Here is a 17,039-nt window from a genome sequence, read left to right as displayed (position 1 = left end):
TGGGGGGGAGAATTTGTAAACCAGGAAATTTTTTTTACTATTATTTAATAAACGTTTTAATTTAACAAATATAACGGAACATACTCCAAAGTACAGCTGCATGTAAAGACAGACAGGCGCCCCAGATGTTCTCGAACATCCAGGACGCCTGCTCAGCCGCTATTTATTTTTCAGATATTCTAAAATATGATCCATACTCATATCTTTTTCCTCTACATGATCATTAACATCATCTGTCATTTCCTTTGCCAGAACAAAGTCCTTTTTATCCGCCAGGAATATCCTGACTTTGGGACGGGGCTCCATCCCCTGGGGACCGGCACCGGTAATGTAGTTAATAATAACGATTACATCCCTTAGATTATCACCATTCACATCCTGAAATGCCACAGACTCCACACTGTCAAACAGTCCGGCATATTGATCCGTTTTATTATTCTCACCATAATACGGAAATGAGTAAACTACTTTATTATCTTTCATCAGGTAAAATGAGACATCTTCAAAATCAGAATCTTCCTTTGGACTATAGGAAACAAACCTCACATCTCTCCAATCGTCTAACTCAGTCTGAAATGACTGATCCGATATAATACGATTTTCATCCAGATTTCCCACTTTATTATCTGATCCGGTGTCTTTATCATCTTTTGAATTAATTTTACTGATGTTCTCCAGCTCCCGATGAAACTTATCCGCTTTTTTTCCACCTGACAGCCGGCAATTAAACATGATATCAGCATCGCTGCTGCAAATAAGATAATCTTTTTTTTCATACGACTTTCCCCTTATAATGATTGTGACCAGAGTTCTGTACTATCTCATAAAATCTCACGTTATAAGCCTTTGTGATAACAATAGGACTGATCCACAAGATTCACTCTCTTTAACAGCTCTTCATCCATCAGCAGTTCTTCTGTCTTCCCATCTGCCACTATTGTATGTGTTTCATCAAAGAGAATGGACCTTTTGGAAATTTCCTGGACCAGGTCCAGATTATGAGTGGAGGTTATCAATGTCTTCCCCGCTTTGTTCCATTTATTTAAAAAATCCACCAGCCATCTTTGCGTTTTTGGGTCAAGCCCGTTCATTGGTTCATCAAGAACGAGAACCTCCGGATTTAAAGACATTACACACGCAATCGCAACTTTGCGTTTTTCTCCGCCGCTTAAATGATAGGGAGTTCTCTTACTGAATTCCTGTATGCCCAGCAAAGCAAGGCAGTCATTTACCCTGCTCTCCACCTCTGACTCCGTATACCCCATCTGTCTCGGTCCGAAAGCCACTTCATCATAGACACTGGAACAAAACAGCTGTGTATCGGAATTCTGAAATACGAATCCAATTCTCTGATGTAGGAGTTTAGAAAATTGCGAATCCTGCAGCTTTTTATGGGTCACATCTTCACCGTGAAACCGATAGCTTCCTTTGTCTGTTGATATAATTCCATTTATCAGTTTCAGCAGAGTTGACTTACCACAGCCATTTGCCCCCATTAATGCAATTGCCTCACCTGTTTTTATGCTGAGATTAATGTGATTTAATGCAATCGTATCCGAATACGAAAAGCAAATATCATTCAGTTCAATCATGTTACATCCTTCCGAAGTAAATAAACAGTATTAAAAAGCCAGTATTTATCACGATATAGAGATAATCCAGCCATTTTAGCTCTGATTTATTATTAATGTGATACTCGCCTGTAAATCCCCTGCATTCCATGGCATGGTACATATCTTCAGCAAGTTCTTTTGACTGAAGAAACACAGATCCTGCAATACCTGCCATTGACGAATACTTGCTGCGGTTCTTCCCAACAGACCGAAGTTTTAATGCGTAAAACATATTTAGCGACAATTCACCCAGCAAATCAATATATTTTATCGTGATATCCAGAATAAAGATAAAAATATCAGGCATATAAAATTTTTTCAGCGCTTCCGTAAGGGCACTCCATTTTGCAGTGTGGGAAAGCAGCCCCATTGCAGTGATTGTCGCAAAAACCTTCGTTGTAATCATAATGCTGCTATAAGTATTACCCAAAATAAATGCCGGAAGCATTACCACAGCAGTGCATAAGGTAACACCTGCACTCAACTTTAAGATTCTTACCAGCCGTTCTGAATCTATCATACTTAAAACCGCCAGCAGCCAGACATTTACAATGATTACAAATATAAAACTTCTCGTTAGAGAAACCAGCATAATAAGAAGAAATGTACCTAAAACATGAATTGGAACATGAATTCGGGATCCCGTTAACCCTTGTGAATCCTGTTTTTTTATTCTTGATAAAACCTTAAATACAGACAGGATACTTTTATTAACAAAAGTATCCTTATCAACTAACGGTATATAGTTTTCATCTTTCAAAAGCCAATCCGGCAGATCTGCCGGCTTATTTTCTGCATTATCCAACGTTATTTCCAGCCTTGTCTTTTTTCAGATTACTGAGTATCTTAAAGAAAATGATCATGATTGCCACACCAGCAACAGCAGATAATAAATATCCGGCAGCTTCGGGCAGACCGCTTACTGCATAATCAGGCATGACCGCATTAAAATTAAAACCTTCCTTCATTCCTTGAGGAACAAATCCTAATGCGTTCCCTCCTGTTACAACCTCTTTAATTTCATCTGCACCCCACTCTCCCCATGCAGTACCGGTTGCCATAAGGCCAAGAGGAGTAAAGCAGATCAGTCCAGCTACCAGACCATAAACGGCTTTCGTTTTTACCCTGGCTCCCTTGTAAAATGTACCTGGAGATACTTTTTTTATGTAAATAATAATTGCAGCTGTAAAGACGACTTCTACAATTCCTGCAACCAGCAAATGGGGAATCAGCATCGCAGGTATGGAGACCGAAAAGGGGTAAGGGCAATAAAGCGCCTGCCCTGCACCATCTTTAAATAAAAGCGGCTGAATTCCAAATTCAATTGCAGCACATAATGCAGCTACATTAATCCCCGCATAAGACCCCAGAACGATGCCCAGGTACTCTCCTTTTTCTGACCTTACATGATCTTTTATCAGTTTATAAATATAATATCCAAAAAACGGTAAAATAAATGCCATATTAAAACAATTCGCCCCAAAGGCTAGAATACCGCCATCGCCAAATAACAGTGCCTGTATAAACAGTGCTACCGTAACGCTGATACAGGCAGCATAAGGTCCCATTAATATCGCCAGAAGCGTTCCTCCCACAGCATGGCCTGTCGTTCCTCCCGGAAGCGGTACATTAAACATCATAAGAAGAAATGAAAACGCCGCGCCTACACCAAGCAATGGTATTTTTGCTTTAGGGATCTCTTCCTTCACCTTTCTGACTGCCTTTGTCCAAACGGGAACCATAGCAGCCCCCATAGCGGCACACGTTGACGGGCTTAAATAATTGTCTGGAATATGCATCTTCCTACCAGCCTTTCATAATTTTACTTAATACTAAGTACAATTATAAAACATTAAATTTTATCAGCAAGCCCCGGTGGAGGATATTATTTTTATACTTTTATGTCAACTCGTTGCTCTGTTCTCATAAATCCGGTCAATGATATAATTTTTAAATTCCTTACCATCTCCAACTATAAAACCATCTTTAGGGAGACGGATTACAGAGTCTGAATTATGCCATAGATAATAATATTTATCATCTTCTGTTATTTTTTTAATATAAGAATGCTGATAAACAGTTTCTGTATTGCCCTCCAGTACCTTTATTACATCAGTAAATATTGTTGTTCTAGTCCATTCACTTGTGTCTTGTGTACTTCGAATATGATTATATTGTTGTCTATTTAATTTTTTGCGCTGATAAAATAATTTATAGGAGAATAGAGCACTGGCCAACAGATACAGAAACAGCGCAAACCACTCTTTCAATATTACAGATAATAACGCACATACAATAGATACAATGATGAAAGAAACATTTTTTATTTTCCAGGCACGAAACTTTTTTTCAGCTTTCTCACCTACCGGATTGTCACAAAAATACATGTATCTTTCCAAAGTCATAATAAATGTATTCTTAAATACAATATCCATACACTCCCCCTTATTATCCTGCTACATATAAGATTAAAATTTGTTAATATGAAGTTTTTGATTCTGCAGCATATCTTCCTCATAAGGTTTCTTTTCTTCATCAGGATAACCAATGGCAATCAGACATTCAACACTGTACTTTTCAGGTATCCCCAGCAATTCCTTTATATAATCTCCAGCAGTTTTCTCTTCTGTGTGAGCTCTTTCCCTTATCTGAATCCAGCATGATCCAAGCCCCAGATCCTGTGCTGCCAACTGAATGATTGTCGCTGCTATGGAAGCATCTTCAACCCAGACATCACTTAATGTGTGATCCGCAATGACTGCAACTGCCAGAGGAGCTCCTGTTAAAAATTGAGAACCTGCTTGTTTGCTTTGCGCAAGCCTGCCTATCGTCTCTTTGTCTGTTACAGCTATGAATTCCCATGGTCTTATAGAACGGGATGATGGTGACAGAAGAGCACTTTTAAGAATGGTATTGATCTTTTCCTGTTCAATCTCTCTGCTTTGAAACTTTCTGATACTCCTTCTTGATTTTAAAATATCAAATAACACTACTTATACCTCCGATTATTAATTTTTGTTATATAAAACTGTCACTACGTAAATAAAATTGCCATTATGAATATTCCTTATTTTCAAATGTCATAGACTGCCATATTAGATTGGTAAGCCTGAACAGCTTAAAATCAGCTTTTTCAATGATTCACTTTGTCTGACAGATATATTATACAACTAAATATAATAAAATCAAATCCTGCATATCAATTAACCATTTGCTATTATGGCATGCTTTTGATATCATGTTATCAGATGAAACAAAAAAGATATTTAATGAAGGCGGAATTCAAAATGGATAATCAGGAACAAAAACATCAGCGGCGTCCCAGGTATAAAGGAACTCATCCAAAGGCTTTTAAGGATAAATATAAAGAACTGAACCCAGAGCAATACTCTGATACTGTAGCAAAGGTGATTCAAAAGGGCAATACACCTGCCGGCATGCATCGCTCTATCTGTGTAAAAGAAATACTTGAGATTTTACAAATCACCCCCGGCCAGACTGGATTAGACGCGACCTTAGGTTACGGCGGCCATACGTTAGAGATGCTGAAATGTCTGAAATCTAAAGGGCATTTATTTGCTACCGATGTAGATCCCATTGAATTACCCAGGACACGGGAACGCCTGGAAAACCTGGGCTATGGTCCGGAGATACTGACAATCAGACAAACAAATTTTTCCAATATCGATCAGATAATTCCGGAATCAGGACCTCTTGATTTTATCCTGGCTGATTTAGGTGTCTCCTCCATGCAGATTGACAATCCGGAAAGAGGCTTTTCATTTAAGACTGAGGGACCACTGGACCTGCGTCTGAACCCTTCAAAAGGTATTTCTGCATCAGACAGGCTGAAAACCATTTCGCAAAACGAATTATGCGGCATGCTTTTAGAAAATTCGGACGAGCCTTATGCCGAAGAGATCGCCCGCGCCGTCACTCTGGCAATAAAAAAGGGGGAAGAGATTACCACTACCTCGCAGCTCCAGAAAATTATCAAAGATACATTACAGTTTATTCCGGAAAGAGACAGGAACAACGATATAAAGAAATCCTGTCAAAGATGTTTTCAGGCGTTGAGAATAGATGTGAATAATGAATTTGAAGTCTTATATGATTTTTTAGAGAAACTGCCTGCTGCATTGGCTGAGGGCGGCCGTGTTGCCATTCTTACCTTTCACTCCGGCGAAGACAGGCTGGTAAAAAAATCCTTTCAGCAATACTACAGAAAAGGGATCTATAAAGAGATAGCTCCTGAAGCGATCCGCCCTTCTGCACAGGAATGTAATTCCAATGGACGTGCAAAGTGTGCCAAATTACGCTGGGCTGTAAAATCATAAAAATTATAATTTATAAAAATACTGCCGCAAATGAGTTATTCCCTCTTGCGGCAGTCTGACTTATTAATCAATCATAAAACTGGCTACACCGATATTATTTAATGTGATGATTGGTTTGCACCAGAATGTATTGGAGCAATTTTCAGCCAGCCTTACTTTTAAGATATAACATCCATCATAAGGTACTGCAAATTCAAAGCAGCCACATACGCAGATCCGTACACAGAACAGCAGGGTATCCGTATCATTACATCTCTTGTATAATTTCACATCCCAATCATGGAATCCACCGCAACGGCATCCCCAGATACATCCGCAGATAACTCCGGGTTTTATCAAACATTCCTGACATACCGGACACACCGGACATACCGGACATGGCTCTGGTTTTGGGCATTCCGGGCACACCGGACACACCGGACACGGTTCCGGCTTCGGACATTCCGGGCACACCGGGCACACTGGACACACCGGGCACGGTTCCGGCTTCGGGCATTCCGGACACACCGGACACGGTTCCGGCTTCGGGCATTCCGGACACACCGGGCACACCGGACATGGTTCCGGCTTCGGGCATTCCGGACACACCGGGCACACCGGACATGGTTCCGGCTTCGGGCATTCCGGACATGGCTCCTGTTCCGGGCACTCCGGACATGGAGGTGGTGTGGGACAGGGTGCCGGTGTGGGGCAGGATACCGGCGGCGGACAGGTAGGACAAGGCGGCGGTGCCGGACATTCCGGGCACACAACAGGCTGTTCTTCCACTTCCGGTGCAGCTGCCTGACACATCACACCTCCAGCAAAGGGATAATAATGAAATTCAAAACCGCTGGCTGCATTTACTGCAAATGATCCCAATGCTGCGTTTCCGCTTACACGACCGCCTGTGGGATGTGCATGGTACATGGCCTGCGGTGCCAGGATGCTTCCCCAGATATCGGAGGATTCCTCCATATAGATATTTGTTGCATCCTCAAATACATACAAAGTCCTGTCAGATTTACTTTCTTCCCCGTAAAGACCGTATTGTAAATGAGCATTTGGTCCCGTTTTCAGCCTTACAATAACTGTGCTGCCCTGTGGAACCTCTGAACGGATTCCCTTGTTAATCAGACCATTAGGACTTACATCAATCAGAAATACATTCTGTACAGGGTCATTCCCCCTCAATATCCACTCGTAATTATTATCCACGACGCTTCCGTTTGTATTTAAATTTTCAATACAGTTTTTATAGTTTCCAATGCTTTCCTTTGCATCACTAAAAAATTTAGAAACGTCAGCATTTATCCTGCCTGCAGGTATATATCTTGGAACATCATAGCTGGAAATTAAGTAATGATTTCCTTTGTCTGATGGTGTCCAATATTGACTTCCGCCATTGGCCTGATATAAGGCCTTCAATGTCTCAATCTGATCGGCCTTATCACTTTTTCCAATTAAGTAGGTGCTTCCCTTTCCTGCACGGAACCCACCGCCAGCTACGACATGACCCACAACCACCAGCGGTTCGCTCATGGCAACATTACCGCCAACCAGAAAACGTACTAAATCCGGTGAGTAATTGGCATCTCTGCTGCTTTTATCCCTTGCAAAACCGGCGCTGAATCCTCTTGGGCTGTAAAAGCTTCCGCCAACCGCCACAGGACCCTCAACATCTACAATGTTATTGGCATCATTCAATACAAGAAGATTGAATTTGGAAGCTGGACCAAAAGGCTGACCATCTATATCATACCAGTTTATATTATCATAGGGTAATCCAGCATTCGCCATTGATGCATTATTATAACTGTTACCATCCATATGAACTCCTGTAAACTGCTCCAATGTCATTTTTATTCTCAGTTCATTTTATTCTTATGAAAATGGTTCTGTGCGGTTTTTAAGTGATTCCATTAAAATTTTAATTGACTATCAATATTAATCCAAGCCCTGTGAAACATTCCATTATAAAAAGAGGTATCAGGACTTTTCATCTCAATACCTCTTTTTTTTTATTATCTGCTGCTTTTTCTTTTTGTTGGAGATTTACTGTAACTCTTTTTCTCTTTTAGTGTTCCATCTGCTGTCATACGGTATTTCTTCTTAGGCATTGATGACGTTCTCTCTGATGATGTACCCGATCTTTGTGCAGCAGAGTGGCTTTTTGATTTCTCCGTCCGTCCGGTATCTCTTCTTGGCTGTGTGGTTTTAACTGCCGGAAAGTTGTTTTTCAGCGGATACGGGTGGTCTGATATCTCTTTTAATTTCTTTCCGATTAATTTTTCAATATCTTTCAGCTGCTCTTTTTCATCGAAATCGCAGAAGGATATTGCTGTTCCGTCAAGCCCCGCCCTTCCGGTACGTCCAATCCGGTGTACATAAGTCTCCGGAGTATCCGGCAGGTCAAAGTTTATGACATGAGTTAATTCATCAATGTCAATCCCCCTTGCTGCAATATCTGTGGCAAGTAAGATCCGGAGTGTCTTGTCTTTAAAACTGCTTAGTGCACGCTGACGTGCTCCCTGGGATTTATCTCCGTGAATTGCCTGGGCAGTCACGTTACTCTTTGCCAATTGTCTGATCAGACGGTCTGCTCCATGCTTGGTCCGCATAAATACCAGTACGGAAGAAATATTATTATCTTCCAAAATATGCAGCAGCAGATTCTTTTTATTGCTTTTATCCGTATAATACAAATATTGGTCAATAGTATCCACCGTTGACGAAACCGGAGTAATTACTATTTTTGCGGGGTTATTAAGAATCGTATCAGCCAGCCTGGCAATGTCAGGCGGCATTGTCGCAGAGAAAAATAATGTCTGCTTTTTAGGCGGCGTTTTTCCTATAATCTTTTTCACATCATGAATAAATCCCATATCCAGCATGCGGTCCGCTTCATCAAGAATCAGTATTTTAAGATCATTGAGGCTGATCAGCTTCTGATCCATAAGTGCCAGAAGCCTCCCTGGCGTTGCCACGAGGATATCAACCCCTCGTTTTAAATCTTCCTCCTGCGGTTTTTGAGAGACTCCCCCAAAGACTACGCAGCTTTTTAAGCTGGTGTATTGACCATAGGTGTTAAAGCTTTCATATATCTGCAAAGCCAGCTCTCTGGTTGGTGTTATGACAAGCGCTTTAATCTTACGCTGCTTCATTCCAGGTGTTTTCCCACCGCAAAGAAGCTGCAGAGTTGGTATTGCAAAGGCAGCGGTCTTACCCGTACCAGTCTGTGCACACCCAAGTAAATCCCTGCCGCCTAAAACAACCGGGATTGCTTCTTTCTGAATGGGTGTGGGAGTTTTATATTGTTCTTTTTCCAGTGCCTTAATAATATCCGGCATAATATTTAAATCTTTAAACTGCATGCATTCTCCTTTAGAATCTGTATTATATCACGTTCCCCCATTACTGTGAGATTTTATGTGTTCTTGTAAATTCAAGTCCTATATTCTTATTCCTCTTTTCCACTTTACCAGAGCCGATCTTCTTTTCTGCCTGTAAGAAAGAGCTTTTTGCTTTCTTTTCTTCCAGTAATTTTTTCATTTTTTCTATATCTTTCATTGACATCTTAATATTCCTCCAATAATTCTTAATCCTTTTCCAAAGGTAAAGGCTCTATTCTTCAAGAATAGAGCCTCTGAAAACGTCCAAAAAAGTTACCTATCTATGGTGCCAGTATACAGAAAATCCGGCTGTTTGTCAAGATTAGCGGTTAATTAGCCAATATTACCAATATTGAGTCAGTGGTTAGAATCATCGTATATAATATCATTCTGCTTCGTACTGATCTGTTCATTTTCTTTACCTTTTGCGATCTGGCAAAAAGGGCAAATATACCCCTCAGGTGCATGATTATACATAATCACTCCTCTGCTGTAACCGGATCTACCGAGTGGTCTGCAAACTCAGGATCCCGGATACGTCCGATAATAAGAATTGCTAAGACATAAATACTAAATATAAATACAAATGGGTAACGCCGGTCCATACTTGACAGCCATCCCGCAAACCAGCCAAAAGGTGATGCAAATGCAATGGTAAAGGACATAATTAAAGCATTAATGCGGGCACGTTCGTCCGGATTAATATTTAACTGAAGCAGAGCATCTTTACGCGGCATTACAAGTGCACTGGCTACCGCTAAAACAAAGACATAAATAACGATAAGCGTTAATCTGCCAGCAGGCGCCAGGATTAAAAGAGCGGATGACGCCGCATACAATACCAGACCGATCCACATGGGCACCCGGAATTTCACGGATTCCAGACGGTGCTGGATTCCGATCATGAAAAACAGCATTACAGCCGCATTCAAGATTGGAAAAAAAGCAAGATAGCGGCTTGCAATCCCCAGTCTCTGAGTTACATACAAACTAAAAAAGCTGGTATTAACAAGATTTGCAACATGCAATATCACAGAGACGATCAGCACTTTCATAACTTCTTTATTCATCAGTACTTTGGGGATCAGATCCTTGTATTCATATATCATCTTTAATACAGGGGTATCTTTCGTTTCAGCCATACGAATTTTACCCTGTCTGGTTTCTTCACAAAAACGATAGGTAATTATGACTTTAATCAGCATATTAACAGCAAATACCAAATATAAAACACGGATAACCGGAACCACAGTAAAGGAATTGATTAACAATCCCGAAACAGGTGCAAAAAAGATTGCAATCAGACCACCTATGTTCACCCAGGTATAGATTCCGACTAAATCTCTGGAATCTGCATCCTCAATTAACAGACAGAACCATGCGGTCTGGTTGATCTGTTCAAAACTGTTTAATAAGACTGCTGCTAAAAAGAACCAGAAGTTACCCGAAACCGCCCATATCAGGCAGGCAATACACCAGCCAAAAAAATCTCCCATCATGGTTGTAAATTTTCGTCCCAGCTTATCGGTAATGATACCTCCAAAAAAGGAAAAAAGAACCTGAACCATCATGGCGACCGACAGAAGCACTCCGATCTGCACATCCGTTATTCCCTGTGTGTACATATATAGTGTGGCAAAAGGTGCTATTAAATTATATGGAATGCCCCAGAGCGGTTCCATCAGCACCAGAGTCCTCGGGTTCCCTTTGTTATGTATTAATAATTCAATAAGTGGATGTTTTTTATTTTCAGTTTTCTCCATCATATTTTTACTCTGCCTCAAAATAATCCATAACCGACGTTTCCCGAAATCCGCAGGATTTATATAAACTTAAAGCCGCCGCATTTTCAGCAGCTACCTGAAGCATAATTTCTGACGCTTTTAATTCCTTTAGCTTTTCTATGGCATTGACCAGGATTGCCCGTCCAAACCCCTTTCCCCGGTTTTCCGGAAGAACTCCCAGTCCATAGATTCCTCCAGTGCCGCTGTCAGATATCTGCAGGTTTACCTTTCCTATTATCCTGTCATCCATTTCCGCAATATAGATTGTCATGCCTCGTTTTTCTTCCTCTTCCGGCAAAAGAATATCGGTATTTTCGTCCTCCTCATTCCCCTCCTGTGGACTTCCGCCAAAATAAAGGTTATCCTGTCTGGTGATCTGTGAGGCATCTGCATTGACCGCTTTTCTGAACGTAATCCTGCCAGGGGGCTGCTTTTCCATTGCTTTGTATGATTCATCATGCAGATACATTTCAAATTCAGAGTAATTATAAACCGCTTCTGTCTGTTCTAAAAACTTCTGACCGGAAATTGAATTTCTATCACAAAGGGCAAGAATTCCTCCTGCATTTCTTCTTCTGCATTCTGTAATAACCAGTTCACTCAATTTTGAGAAAATTCCCCGGCGTCTGTACTGAGGGTGCACCATTCCGGTTATTTCAAGTGGTTGGGAGCTTCCTCCAAAACTGCATATTCCCATATATCCGATCAGCTCTTCACCATGAAAATACAGGAATTCATTGATATTGGATAATGTAGTTTTAACCGTTTTATTATCTGCATCACTCCGCTTATAGTCAAGTTCCAGTTTCAGAGTGATTTGATCATTTTTTACGCATAGTTCCTCTAGCATATGAATCAATTCGCAATCCTTGCGGCTAAGGCTGCCTGACAGCTTCAAGTATGGTTCCTTCTCCATTTTACTCATAATAACCTCTCCTTTAAGATTGAAGCATATTTTTTACAATATTAATCGAAAAGACAGGGAACTCCCCCTGTCTTTATCAATTCCACTTATGATAGCCAATCCAATAAGTTGCAACCAAGCTTGCAGCAATCAGGTAAAAAAAACCATATCCAAAAAAGAGACCGGTGAAAAATCTCCTGATATTGGTGCTTTCATATCTGGTCAATAACTGAATTCCCCCGTCCAGAATCATGGGAATCAAAAAAATAAGAGCATATAGGATTGGCGGGTGATATATGGCGTATGTAACACTTAAAAATAGTATACCTGCCAATTCACCGGTACATCTCGCACAAACAGGAAATTGCTTTCCGTGAAAGTAAAATGAACGCTCTGGCCTGCAATGGCAGCCAAAGACAATTGGAAGCCATCGGTATAAAAAACCATTCATATCAGTACAGACCGCTTATTAATAGCCAGCGACAGCACCAAGAATGCCCAGAGCAAACGCTAATACATACATAAGTACAATACAAATTACACTAATTAAAGCACCTAAACCCGCTGCTTTTGCAGTTTTTGGTTTGGAGTCTTTCCAGACCAGAAAAAGAATTAATCCCACGATCGGAATGCAACAGCCTAAAATTCCCCAGCCGAAACCGCCATTATCGACCACTTGGGGCACCTGGGCAACGCCGCAATGCGGACATACCACTGCTTTGTCGTCAATTCTTTCGCTCAATTTTTGCAATACATCTTTTGTATCCTCTAGTTTTAAATAATAGTATTTACTATTAGAAATAAGAAAAAATTATTCTAATATAATGAAATATATCATAGATCAGATCATTATTCCATAATCTTTTACAATATTACCAAAAAACGTCACATTTACTATTATTTTCAACTTTTTTTACTTAAATTCTAAACCAAACAGTATAAGATGAAATTACATGACATATTTAAAATGAGGCATATTCATAGAAAAACAAGGAAGAATAACGGTTATCTGTGTAAAACGCAGCTATCATAAAATTCTATTTTAAAAATTCGTGTTGACAATTGACTATACATTCAACTATAATACAATTGAACAATCATTCAACAGTTCGATTACATGCAGTATGGCAAGTAATGAATTATTACCGGGTTTTACACAAACGAAAGAAAGGTTGGTATGAATATGGCACATAATCATAATCATGAACATACACATGAACATACACATGAGCATCAAGGTGGGGACTTAAATAAAACAAAAATTATACAATTGATATTCGGCATTCTCCTGTTTGGAGCAGGTCTGGTACTGAAAAAAGCATTTCCAAACGCAGCCGCTTATCAGTTTGCCGTGTTTGGACTCAGCTACTTAATACTCGGCGGTGAAGTTGTTATGCAGGCGCTGAAGAACATCTCAAAGGGTCAGATATTTGATGAAAATTTTTTAATGAGTGTTGCTACAATTGGCGCATTTGCAATTGGTGATTTTCCGGAAGGCGTTGCAGTCATGCTATTTTATCAGGTAGGCGAATATTTTCAGGATGCTGCTGTTCGCAAATCCAAAAAATCTATTACATCCCTTATGGATATCCGTCCCGATTATGCCAATTTAAAGCGTGGCGGAAGCACGGAAAAGGTTGATCCTGATAAGGTGAATATCGGTGATATCATCATTATTCGCCCCGGTGAAAAAGTTCCTCTGGATGGGTCGGTTGTCGATGGCGAATCCATGCTGGATACCAGCGCACTGACCGGTGAATCGGTTCCGCGTTCTGTGAAAGCTGGAGAAACGGTTCTGGCGGGCTGCATCAACCAAAGCGGCGTACTGACTGTAGAAGTCTCACGTGAATTTGGGCAATCCACCGTAGCGAAAATTATTGATCTGGTTGAGAATGCCAGCAGTAAAAAGGCTCCTTCTGAAAACTTCATCACAACATTTTCCCGTTACTATACACCGGCAGTAGTAGGACTTGCGCTTCTGCTTGCGGTCGTTCCTCCTCTGTTTTTCGGCGGCATCTGGACGGAATGGATCAACCGGGGACTCATCTTTCTTGTTATCTCCTGTCCCTGCGCACTGGTTATCTCAATTCCGCTTGGATTCTTCGGCGGTATCGGAGCAGCTTCAAGGCAAGGCATTCTGATAAAAGGAAGCAACTATCTGGAAGCGCTTAACAACCTGGATACTGTTGTGTTTGATAAGACAGGTACTCTTACCAAAGGCATATTTGCAGTCAGAAACCTGCTGCCTGCCGGCGATACCACAAAAGCACAGCTTTTGGAATACGCGGCAAATGCTGAAAGCTTCTCCAACCATCCCATTGCCCGTTCCATCACGAAGGCATATGACAAAGAAATATCCAGGGATGCTCTGCAGGACTATGAAGAGATTTCAGGACACGGCATCCGCGTCACAGCGGATGGGGCGGTTATACTAGCAGGAAATGATAAGCTGATGGAGCGGGAAAATATTGCATTCCAGCCCAATGATGAGATTGGAACGAAGGTTTATGTAGCAGTAAATGGCATCTTTGCCGGAACTATTGTAATTGCTGATGAAATCAAGTCTGACAGCCGTGCAGCGATTGCACGCCTTAAGGATGCCGGGGTCCGCAGGATAGTTATGTTAACCGGAGACAACATACAGATTGCAAACGCAGTTGCAAAAGAGCTCGATCTGGATGAGGTTCATGCACAGCTGCTGCCAGATCAAAAAGTGGAGCAGGTTGAAATTCTGAATGCAGGCAAGTCCGCAAAAGGCAAGCTTGCCTTTGTGGGAGACGGCATTAACGATGCGCCGGTACTTGCCCGTTCAGATATCGGTATAGCCATGGGCGGACTGGGCTCGGATGCTGCTATCGAAGCAGCCGATGTTGTCCTGATGACCGACGAACCTTCCAAACTGGCGGATGCCATCACTATCGCACACAAAACCAAACGTATCGTCTGGCAAAACATCGCATTTGCCCTGGGGGTAAAAGGCATCATTCTTCTGTTTGGCGCTTTTGGTATCGCTACCATGTGGGAGGCTGTTTTTGCAGACGTAGGTGTGTCACTGATTGCAATATTAAACGCAATGCGGGTGCTGCAAACGAAAAACTGATATCTTTCCGGAAAGGCAGGAAAAAACTATGAATCGCTTGTATTGGTTTGGTTTTCTTGTATTGGTATTATTTTATGGCAGTTATTTATGTAAACAGCTTCTGTTAAAAAGGCGGGGCATTTCTACAAACCGCCTGGGACGAGGTAATAAACCAGTCCGCACACTTAGAATTGAAACTGCTCTTAAATTTGCTTCTTTTACCATGGCAGCGGTGCAGATCATCAGTCTGCTGGTGGTAAAAGAAGCTTACCTTCTTCTTGCGCAGCATATCATACGCTGCGCAGGTATTGGTATTTCAATGGTGGGGGCGGCGGTATTTATTACGGCTATGGCATGCATGAAAACCAGCTGGCGTGCCGGTGTGGATTCCGGCCAGCACACAGAGCTTATAAGAAGCGGAATTTACCGAATCAGCCGAAACCCTGCCTTTCTGGGATTTGATTTGTTTTACATAGGATTTGCGATGGCATTTTCCAATCCTCTGCAATTGGTGTTCACCCTGTTATGCGTTATACTTTTCCACCTTCAGATTCTGGAAGAGGAGCAGTATCTTCCCATTGTTTTCGGTTCGGCTTACGAGGAATATAAACGTGTAACTGCACGGTATTTTTTGTTTTTTTAGAGAGGGGTGTGTTCAGCCCCTCTTAAACTTTACTGTGAACCATACTTTATAAATATTTTTCCCATTCTCCCATCTCACCTAATTTCTTTCCAATGGAAAAATAATTATATGGTGCATAAATAGCTGGCTTCAATTCAGTCAGATCAATTTTTTCCATATTCATAGTTTTAAATTTTTCATCAATTTGAATATTTTTTATTTCAGCCAAAAAAAGATGAGAACCTTCCAGTTCCAATACTCTTGTCACTTCGCATTCATATACCCAGGGACATTCATCTATGATTGGATGTACCAGAAGTTAATACTGGTATTGAAGCAATTAATCATACTGTTTCTGGAATTCTTACTTCCGAAATACCACAAGCCAATGTGAATCCATTACAGATCTGGATATTAATCTGCAGCCAGATATGGTTACTGGGATTCGCAGTTTTGCTGGCAACAGCTCTTATTGGTCTGCTGCGTCTGAAAAAACAATTACAGGACGCCGCTCTGTGTCAGGATAATATTTTTATTTCGTCCAAAATAGATACTGCCTTTGTCATGGGTATCATTTGCCCGAAAATTTATCTTCCTTCTATTTTAAGCGATGCCGAACAAAACTATATTCTGCTGCATGAGAGGACTCATATCAGAAGACTTGACCTTATTACCGTATACAATTGGCACAAAGAACTGGCTGTTCTAGTATTTTACTTGTATATACCGATAACTCCAAAATCATAAGTTATATTATATTCTGGATTGTCAGAAATGAACTGAATAAATACAGATGTGTTGTCAAGATCAGGTTCTTTATCAAACAGGAACCTGTCAGCCTGGCGTAATGCCTGAAGTGCTGTGGGCATCTCGTTATAGAAAATCTTATTTCTTATTGATGCATCACCTAATACACCATTGCCATCAACAATCACGGAACCAATTAAAGCAATCCCCTCTTTATATTGTTCCCAGGCAATTCTTACCTCGTCGCGCATCTTTGTAATCTGATCCTCCGCATAATTTGAGGCTACAAACACAAATAATTCTGCCGTTATATCGGAATGTGTGATCGTATAAAATCTGCCCATAACAGGTCCATAGGGGTTCATTATATCCCGATATTGCACAAATACCTTTTCAGGATTAAGCTCTTTCACTTTTCCAACCTCTTTCAAAGTTACATATTACGGTTGCTGCTGCAATATGTTTCGGTATAATATATGCCTGATAAATATATCTGTGATAATAACCTACCTGCCAATGGTGATACGATTAATGTTTGCTCCAAACTATGATTTCATTGATAATTAAAATAGACATTTCTCT

The 17,039-nt window shown here is 40.9% G+C and carries 19 protein-coding genes; 4 read left to right on the top strand and 15 right to left on the bottom strand.

The genetic code is table 11. The annotated features are described in order from the left end of the window. Positions 1-159: 159 nt before the first annotated feature. The 6 genes from CRO04_RS05520 to CRO04_RS05495 all read right to left on the bottom strand — a co-directional run bounded on the left by CRO04_RS05520 (position 160) and on the right by CRO04_RS05495 (position 4,603). Entirely contained in the window at positions 160-732 is a 573-nt protein-coding gene (locus CRO04_RS05520) for a hypothetical protein (protein WP_097003234.1), read from the bottom strand. 104 nt (positions 733-836) lie between these two features. Next, a complete protein-coding gene (locus CRO04_RS05515; protein WP_097003233.1) occupies positions 837-1,592 on the bottom strand; it encodes an energy-coupling factor ABC transporter ATP-binding protein in 756 nt (251 codons plus the stop codon). A 1-nt stretch (position 1,593) separates the two neighbouring features. Then, positions 1,594-2,418, bottom strand: a complete 825-nt coding sequence (locus CRO04_RS05510) for an energy-coupling factor transporter transmembrane component T family protein (protein WP_242974350.1) — start codon at positions 2,416-2,418, stop codon at positions 1,594-1,596. Then, positions 2,411-3,412, bottom strand: a complete 1,002-nt coding sequence (gene cbiM / locus CRO04_RS05505; RefSeq protein WP_097003232.1) for a cobalt transporter CbiM — start codon at positions 3,410-3,412, stop codon at positions 2,411-2,413. Before cbiM ends, CRO04_RS05510 begins: the two co-directional genes overlap by 8 nt. A 105-nt stretch (positions 3,413-3,517) precedes the next feature. Further along, positions 3,518-4,048, bottom strand: coding sequence for a YcxB family protein (locus CRO04_RS05500; protein WP_097003231.1), 531 nt, complete (start codon positions 4,046-4,048; stop codon positions 3,518-3,520). 33 nt (positions 4,049-4,081) lie between these two features. Then, on the bottom strand, positions 4,082-4,603 hold the full coding sequence (locus CRO04_RS05495; protein WP_097003230.1) for a nitroreductase family protein: 522 nt from the start codon (positions 4,601-4,603) through the stop codon (positions 4,082-4,084). Positions 4,604-4,900: 297 nt separating this feature from the next. On the opposite strand from CRO04_RS05495, the gene rsmH reads away from it, so the two are divergent. Beyond that, positions 4,901-5,950, top strand: coding sequence for a 16S rRNA (cytosine(1402)-N(4))-methyltransferase RsmH (gene rsmH, locus CRO04_RS05490; RefSeq protein WP_097003229.1), 1,050 nt, complete (start codon positions 4,901-4,903; stop codon positions 5,948-5,950). Between the two features lie 63 nt (positions 5,951-6,013). Here rsmH and CRO04_RS05485 read toward each other — a convergent pair whose 3' ends face one another. From CRO04_RS05485 to CRO04_RS05460, 7 genes are all read right to left on the bottom strand, one after another. Continuing rightward, a complete protein-coding gene (locus tag CRO04_RS05485; RefSeq protein WP_166432477.1) occupies positions 6,014-7,759 on the bottom strand; it encodes a collagen-binding domain-containing protein in 1,746 nt (581 codons plus the stop codon). Between the two features lie 194 nt (positions 7,760-7,953). After that, positions 7,954-9,303 (bottom strand): DEAD/DEAH box helicase, encoded by a 1,350-nt coding sequence (locus tag CRO04_RS05480; protein WP_097003227.1) that lies wholly within the window; start codon positions 9,301-9,303, stop codon positions 7,954-7,956. A 40-nt stretch (positions 9,304-9,343) separates the two neighbouring features. Next, positions 9,344-9,505, bottom strand: a complete 162-nt coding sequence (locus CRO04_RS26115; protein ID WP_166432476.1) for a hypothetical protein — start codon at positions 9,503-9,505, stop codon at positions 9,344-9,346. Positions 9,506-9,800: 295 nt separating this feature from the next. Next, positions 9,801-11,087, bottom strand: coding sequence for an MFS transporter (locus CRO04_RS05475; protein WP_097003226.1), 1,287 nt, complete (start codon positions 11,085-11,087; stop codon positions 9,801-9,803). 4 nt (positions 11,088-11,091) lie between these two features. After that, positions 11,092-12,030: a GNAT family N-acetyltransferase gene (locus CRO04_RS05470; protein ID WP_097003225.1), complete on the bottom strand. Its 939-nt coding sequence runs from the start codon at positions 12,028-12,030 to the stop codon at positions 11,092-11,094. 76 nt (positions 12,031-12,106) lie between these two features. Beyond that, complete coding sequence (locus tag CRO04_RS27390) at positions 12,107-12,460, bottom strand: DUF2085 domain-containing protein (RefSeq protein ID WP_097003224.1); 354 nt, start codon at positions 12,458-12,460, stop codon at positions 12,107-12,109. Between the two features lie 18 nt (positions 12,461-12,478). Next, the gene (locus tag CRO04_RS05460) at positions 12,479-12,751 is read right to left on the bottom strand and encodes a hypothetical protein (RefSeq protein WP_330400785.1); all 273 of its coding nucleotides are present in this window, start codon (positions 12,749-12,751) and stop codon (positions 12,479-12,481) included. Positions 12,752-13,192: 441 nt separating this feature from the next. On the opposite strand from CRO04_RS05460, the gene CRO04_RS05455 reads away from it, so the two are divergent. Both CRO04_RS05455 and CRO04_RS05450 read left to right on the top strand, forming a co-directional pair. Further along, positions 13,193-15,109 carry a heavy metal translocating P-type ATPase gene (locus CRO04_RS05455; protein WP_330400784.1) on the top strand — a complete coding sequence of 639 codons (1,917 nt, stop codon included), beginning with the start codon at positions 13,193-13,195 and terminating at the stop codon, positions 15,107-15,109. A 28-nt stretch (positions 15,110-15,137) separates the two neighbouring features. Further along, positions 15,138-15,731: a methyltransferase family protein gene (locus CRO04_RS05450; protein ID WP_097003222.1), complete on the top strand. Its 594-nt coding sequence runs from the start codon at positions 15,138-15,140 to the stop codon at positions 15,729-15,731. A 46-nt stretch (positions 15,732-15,777) separates the two neighbouring features. Here the strand turns inward: CRO04_RS05450 and CRO04_RS05445 are convergent, their stop codons facing one another. Then, a complete protein-coding gene (locus tag CRO04_RS05445; protein WP_097003221.1) occupies positions 15,778-15,966 on the bottom strand; it encodes a hypothetical protein in 189 nt (62 codons plus the stop codon). Between the two features lie 47 nt (positions 15,967-16,013). On the opposite strand from CRO04_RS05445, the gene CRO04_RS05440 reads away from it, so the two are divergent. Beyond that, entirely contained in the window at positions 16,014-16,457 is a 444-nt protein-coding gene (locus CRO04_RS05440; protein ID WP_097003220.1) for a M56 family metallopeptidase, read from the top strand. On the opposite strand, the gene CRO04_RS05435 is transcribed toward CRO04_RS05440, so the two are convergent. Further along, a complete protein-coding gene (locus CRO04_RS05435; RefSeq protein ID WP_097003219.1) occupies positions 16,424-16,870 on the bottom strand; it encodes a staygreen family protein in 447 nt (148 codons plus the stop codon). The two genes, CRO04_RS05440 and CRO04_RS05435, sit on opposite strands and share 34 nt — an antisense overlap. Between the last annotated feature and the right edge of the window lie 169 nt (positions 16,871-17,039).

It is taken from the genome of Lacrimispora amygdalina (assembly GCF_900205965.1).
In the GTDB taxonomy this organism is placed as follows: domain Bacteria; phylum Bacillota; class Clostridia; order Lachnospirales; family Lachnospiraceae; genus Lacrimispora; species Lacrimispora amygdalina_A.
Note: the sequence above shows the minus strand (reverse complement) of the source record. Positions and strands in the feature narration are given on the sequence as shown.

Excerpts from the sequence above, each read along its gene's own strand:
- CRO04_RS05455 (WP_330400784.1), top strand. The coding sequence starts at position 13,193 with ATGGCACATAATCATAATCATGAACATACACATGAACATACACATGAG.
- rsmH (WP_097003229.1), top strand. The coding sequence starts at position 4,901 with ATGGATAATCAGGAACAAAAACATCAGCGGCGTCCCAGGTATAAAGGA.
- CRO04_RS05515 (WP_097003233.1), bottom strand. The coding sequence starts at position 1,592 with ATGATTGAACTGAATGATATTTGCTTTTCGTATTCGGATACGATTGCA.
- CRO04_RS05480 (WP_097003227.1), bottom strand. The coding sequence starts at position 9,303 with ATGCAGTTTAAAGATTTAAATATTATGCCGGATATTATTAAGGCACTG.
- cbiM (WP_097003232.1), bottom strand. The coding sequence starts at position 3,412 with ATGCATATTCCAGACAATTATTTAAGCCCGTCAACGTGTGCCGCTATG.
- CRO04_RS26115 (WP_166432476.1), bottom strand. The coding sequence starts at position 9,505 with ATGTCAATGAAAGATATAGAAAAAATGAAAAAATTACTGGAAGAAAAG.
- CRO04_RS05475 (WP_097003226.1), bottom strand. The coding sequence starts at position 11,087 with ATGATGGAGAAAACTGAAAATAAAAAACATCCACTTATTGAATTATTA.
- CRO04_RS05450 (WP_097003222.1), top strand. The coding sequence starts at position 15,138 with ATGAATCGCTTGTATTGGTTTGGTTTTCTTGTATTGGTATTATTTTAT.
- CRO04_RS05500 (WP_097003231.1), bottom strand. The coding sequence starts at position 4,048 with ATGGATATTGTATTTAAGAATACATTTATTATGACTTTGGAAAGATAC.
- CRO04_RS05485 (WP_166432477.1), bottom strand. The coding sequence starts at position 7,759 with ATGGATGGTAACAGTTATAATAATGCATCAATGGCGAATGCTGGATTA.
- CRO04_RS05520 (WP_097003234.1), bottom strand. The coding sequence starts at position 732 with ATGTTTAATTGCCGGCTGTCAGGTGGAAAAAAAGCGGATAAGTTTCAT.
- CRO04_RS05470 (WP_097003225.1), bottom strand. The coding sequence starts at position 12,030 with ATGAGTAAAATGGAGAAGGAACCATACTTGAAGCTGTCAGGCAGCCTT.
- CRO04_RS27390 (WP_097003224.1), bottom strand. The coding sequence starts at position 12,460 with ATGAATGGTTTTTTATACCGATGGCTTCCAATTGTCTTTGGCTGCCAT.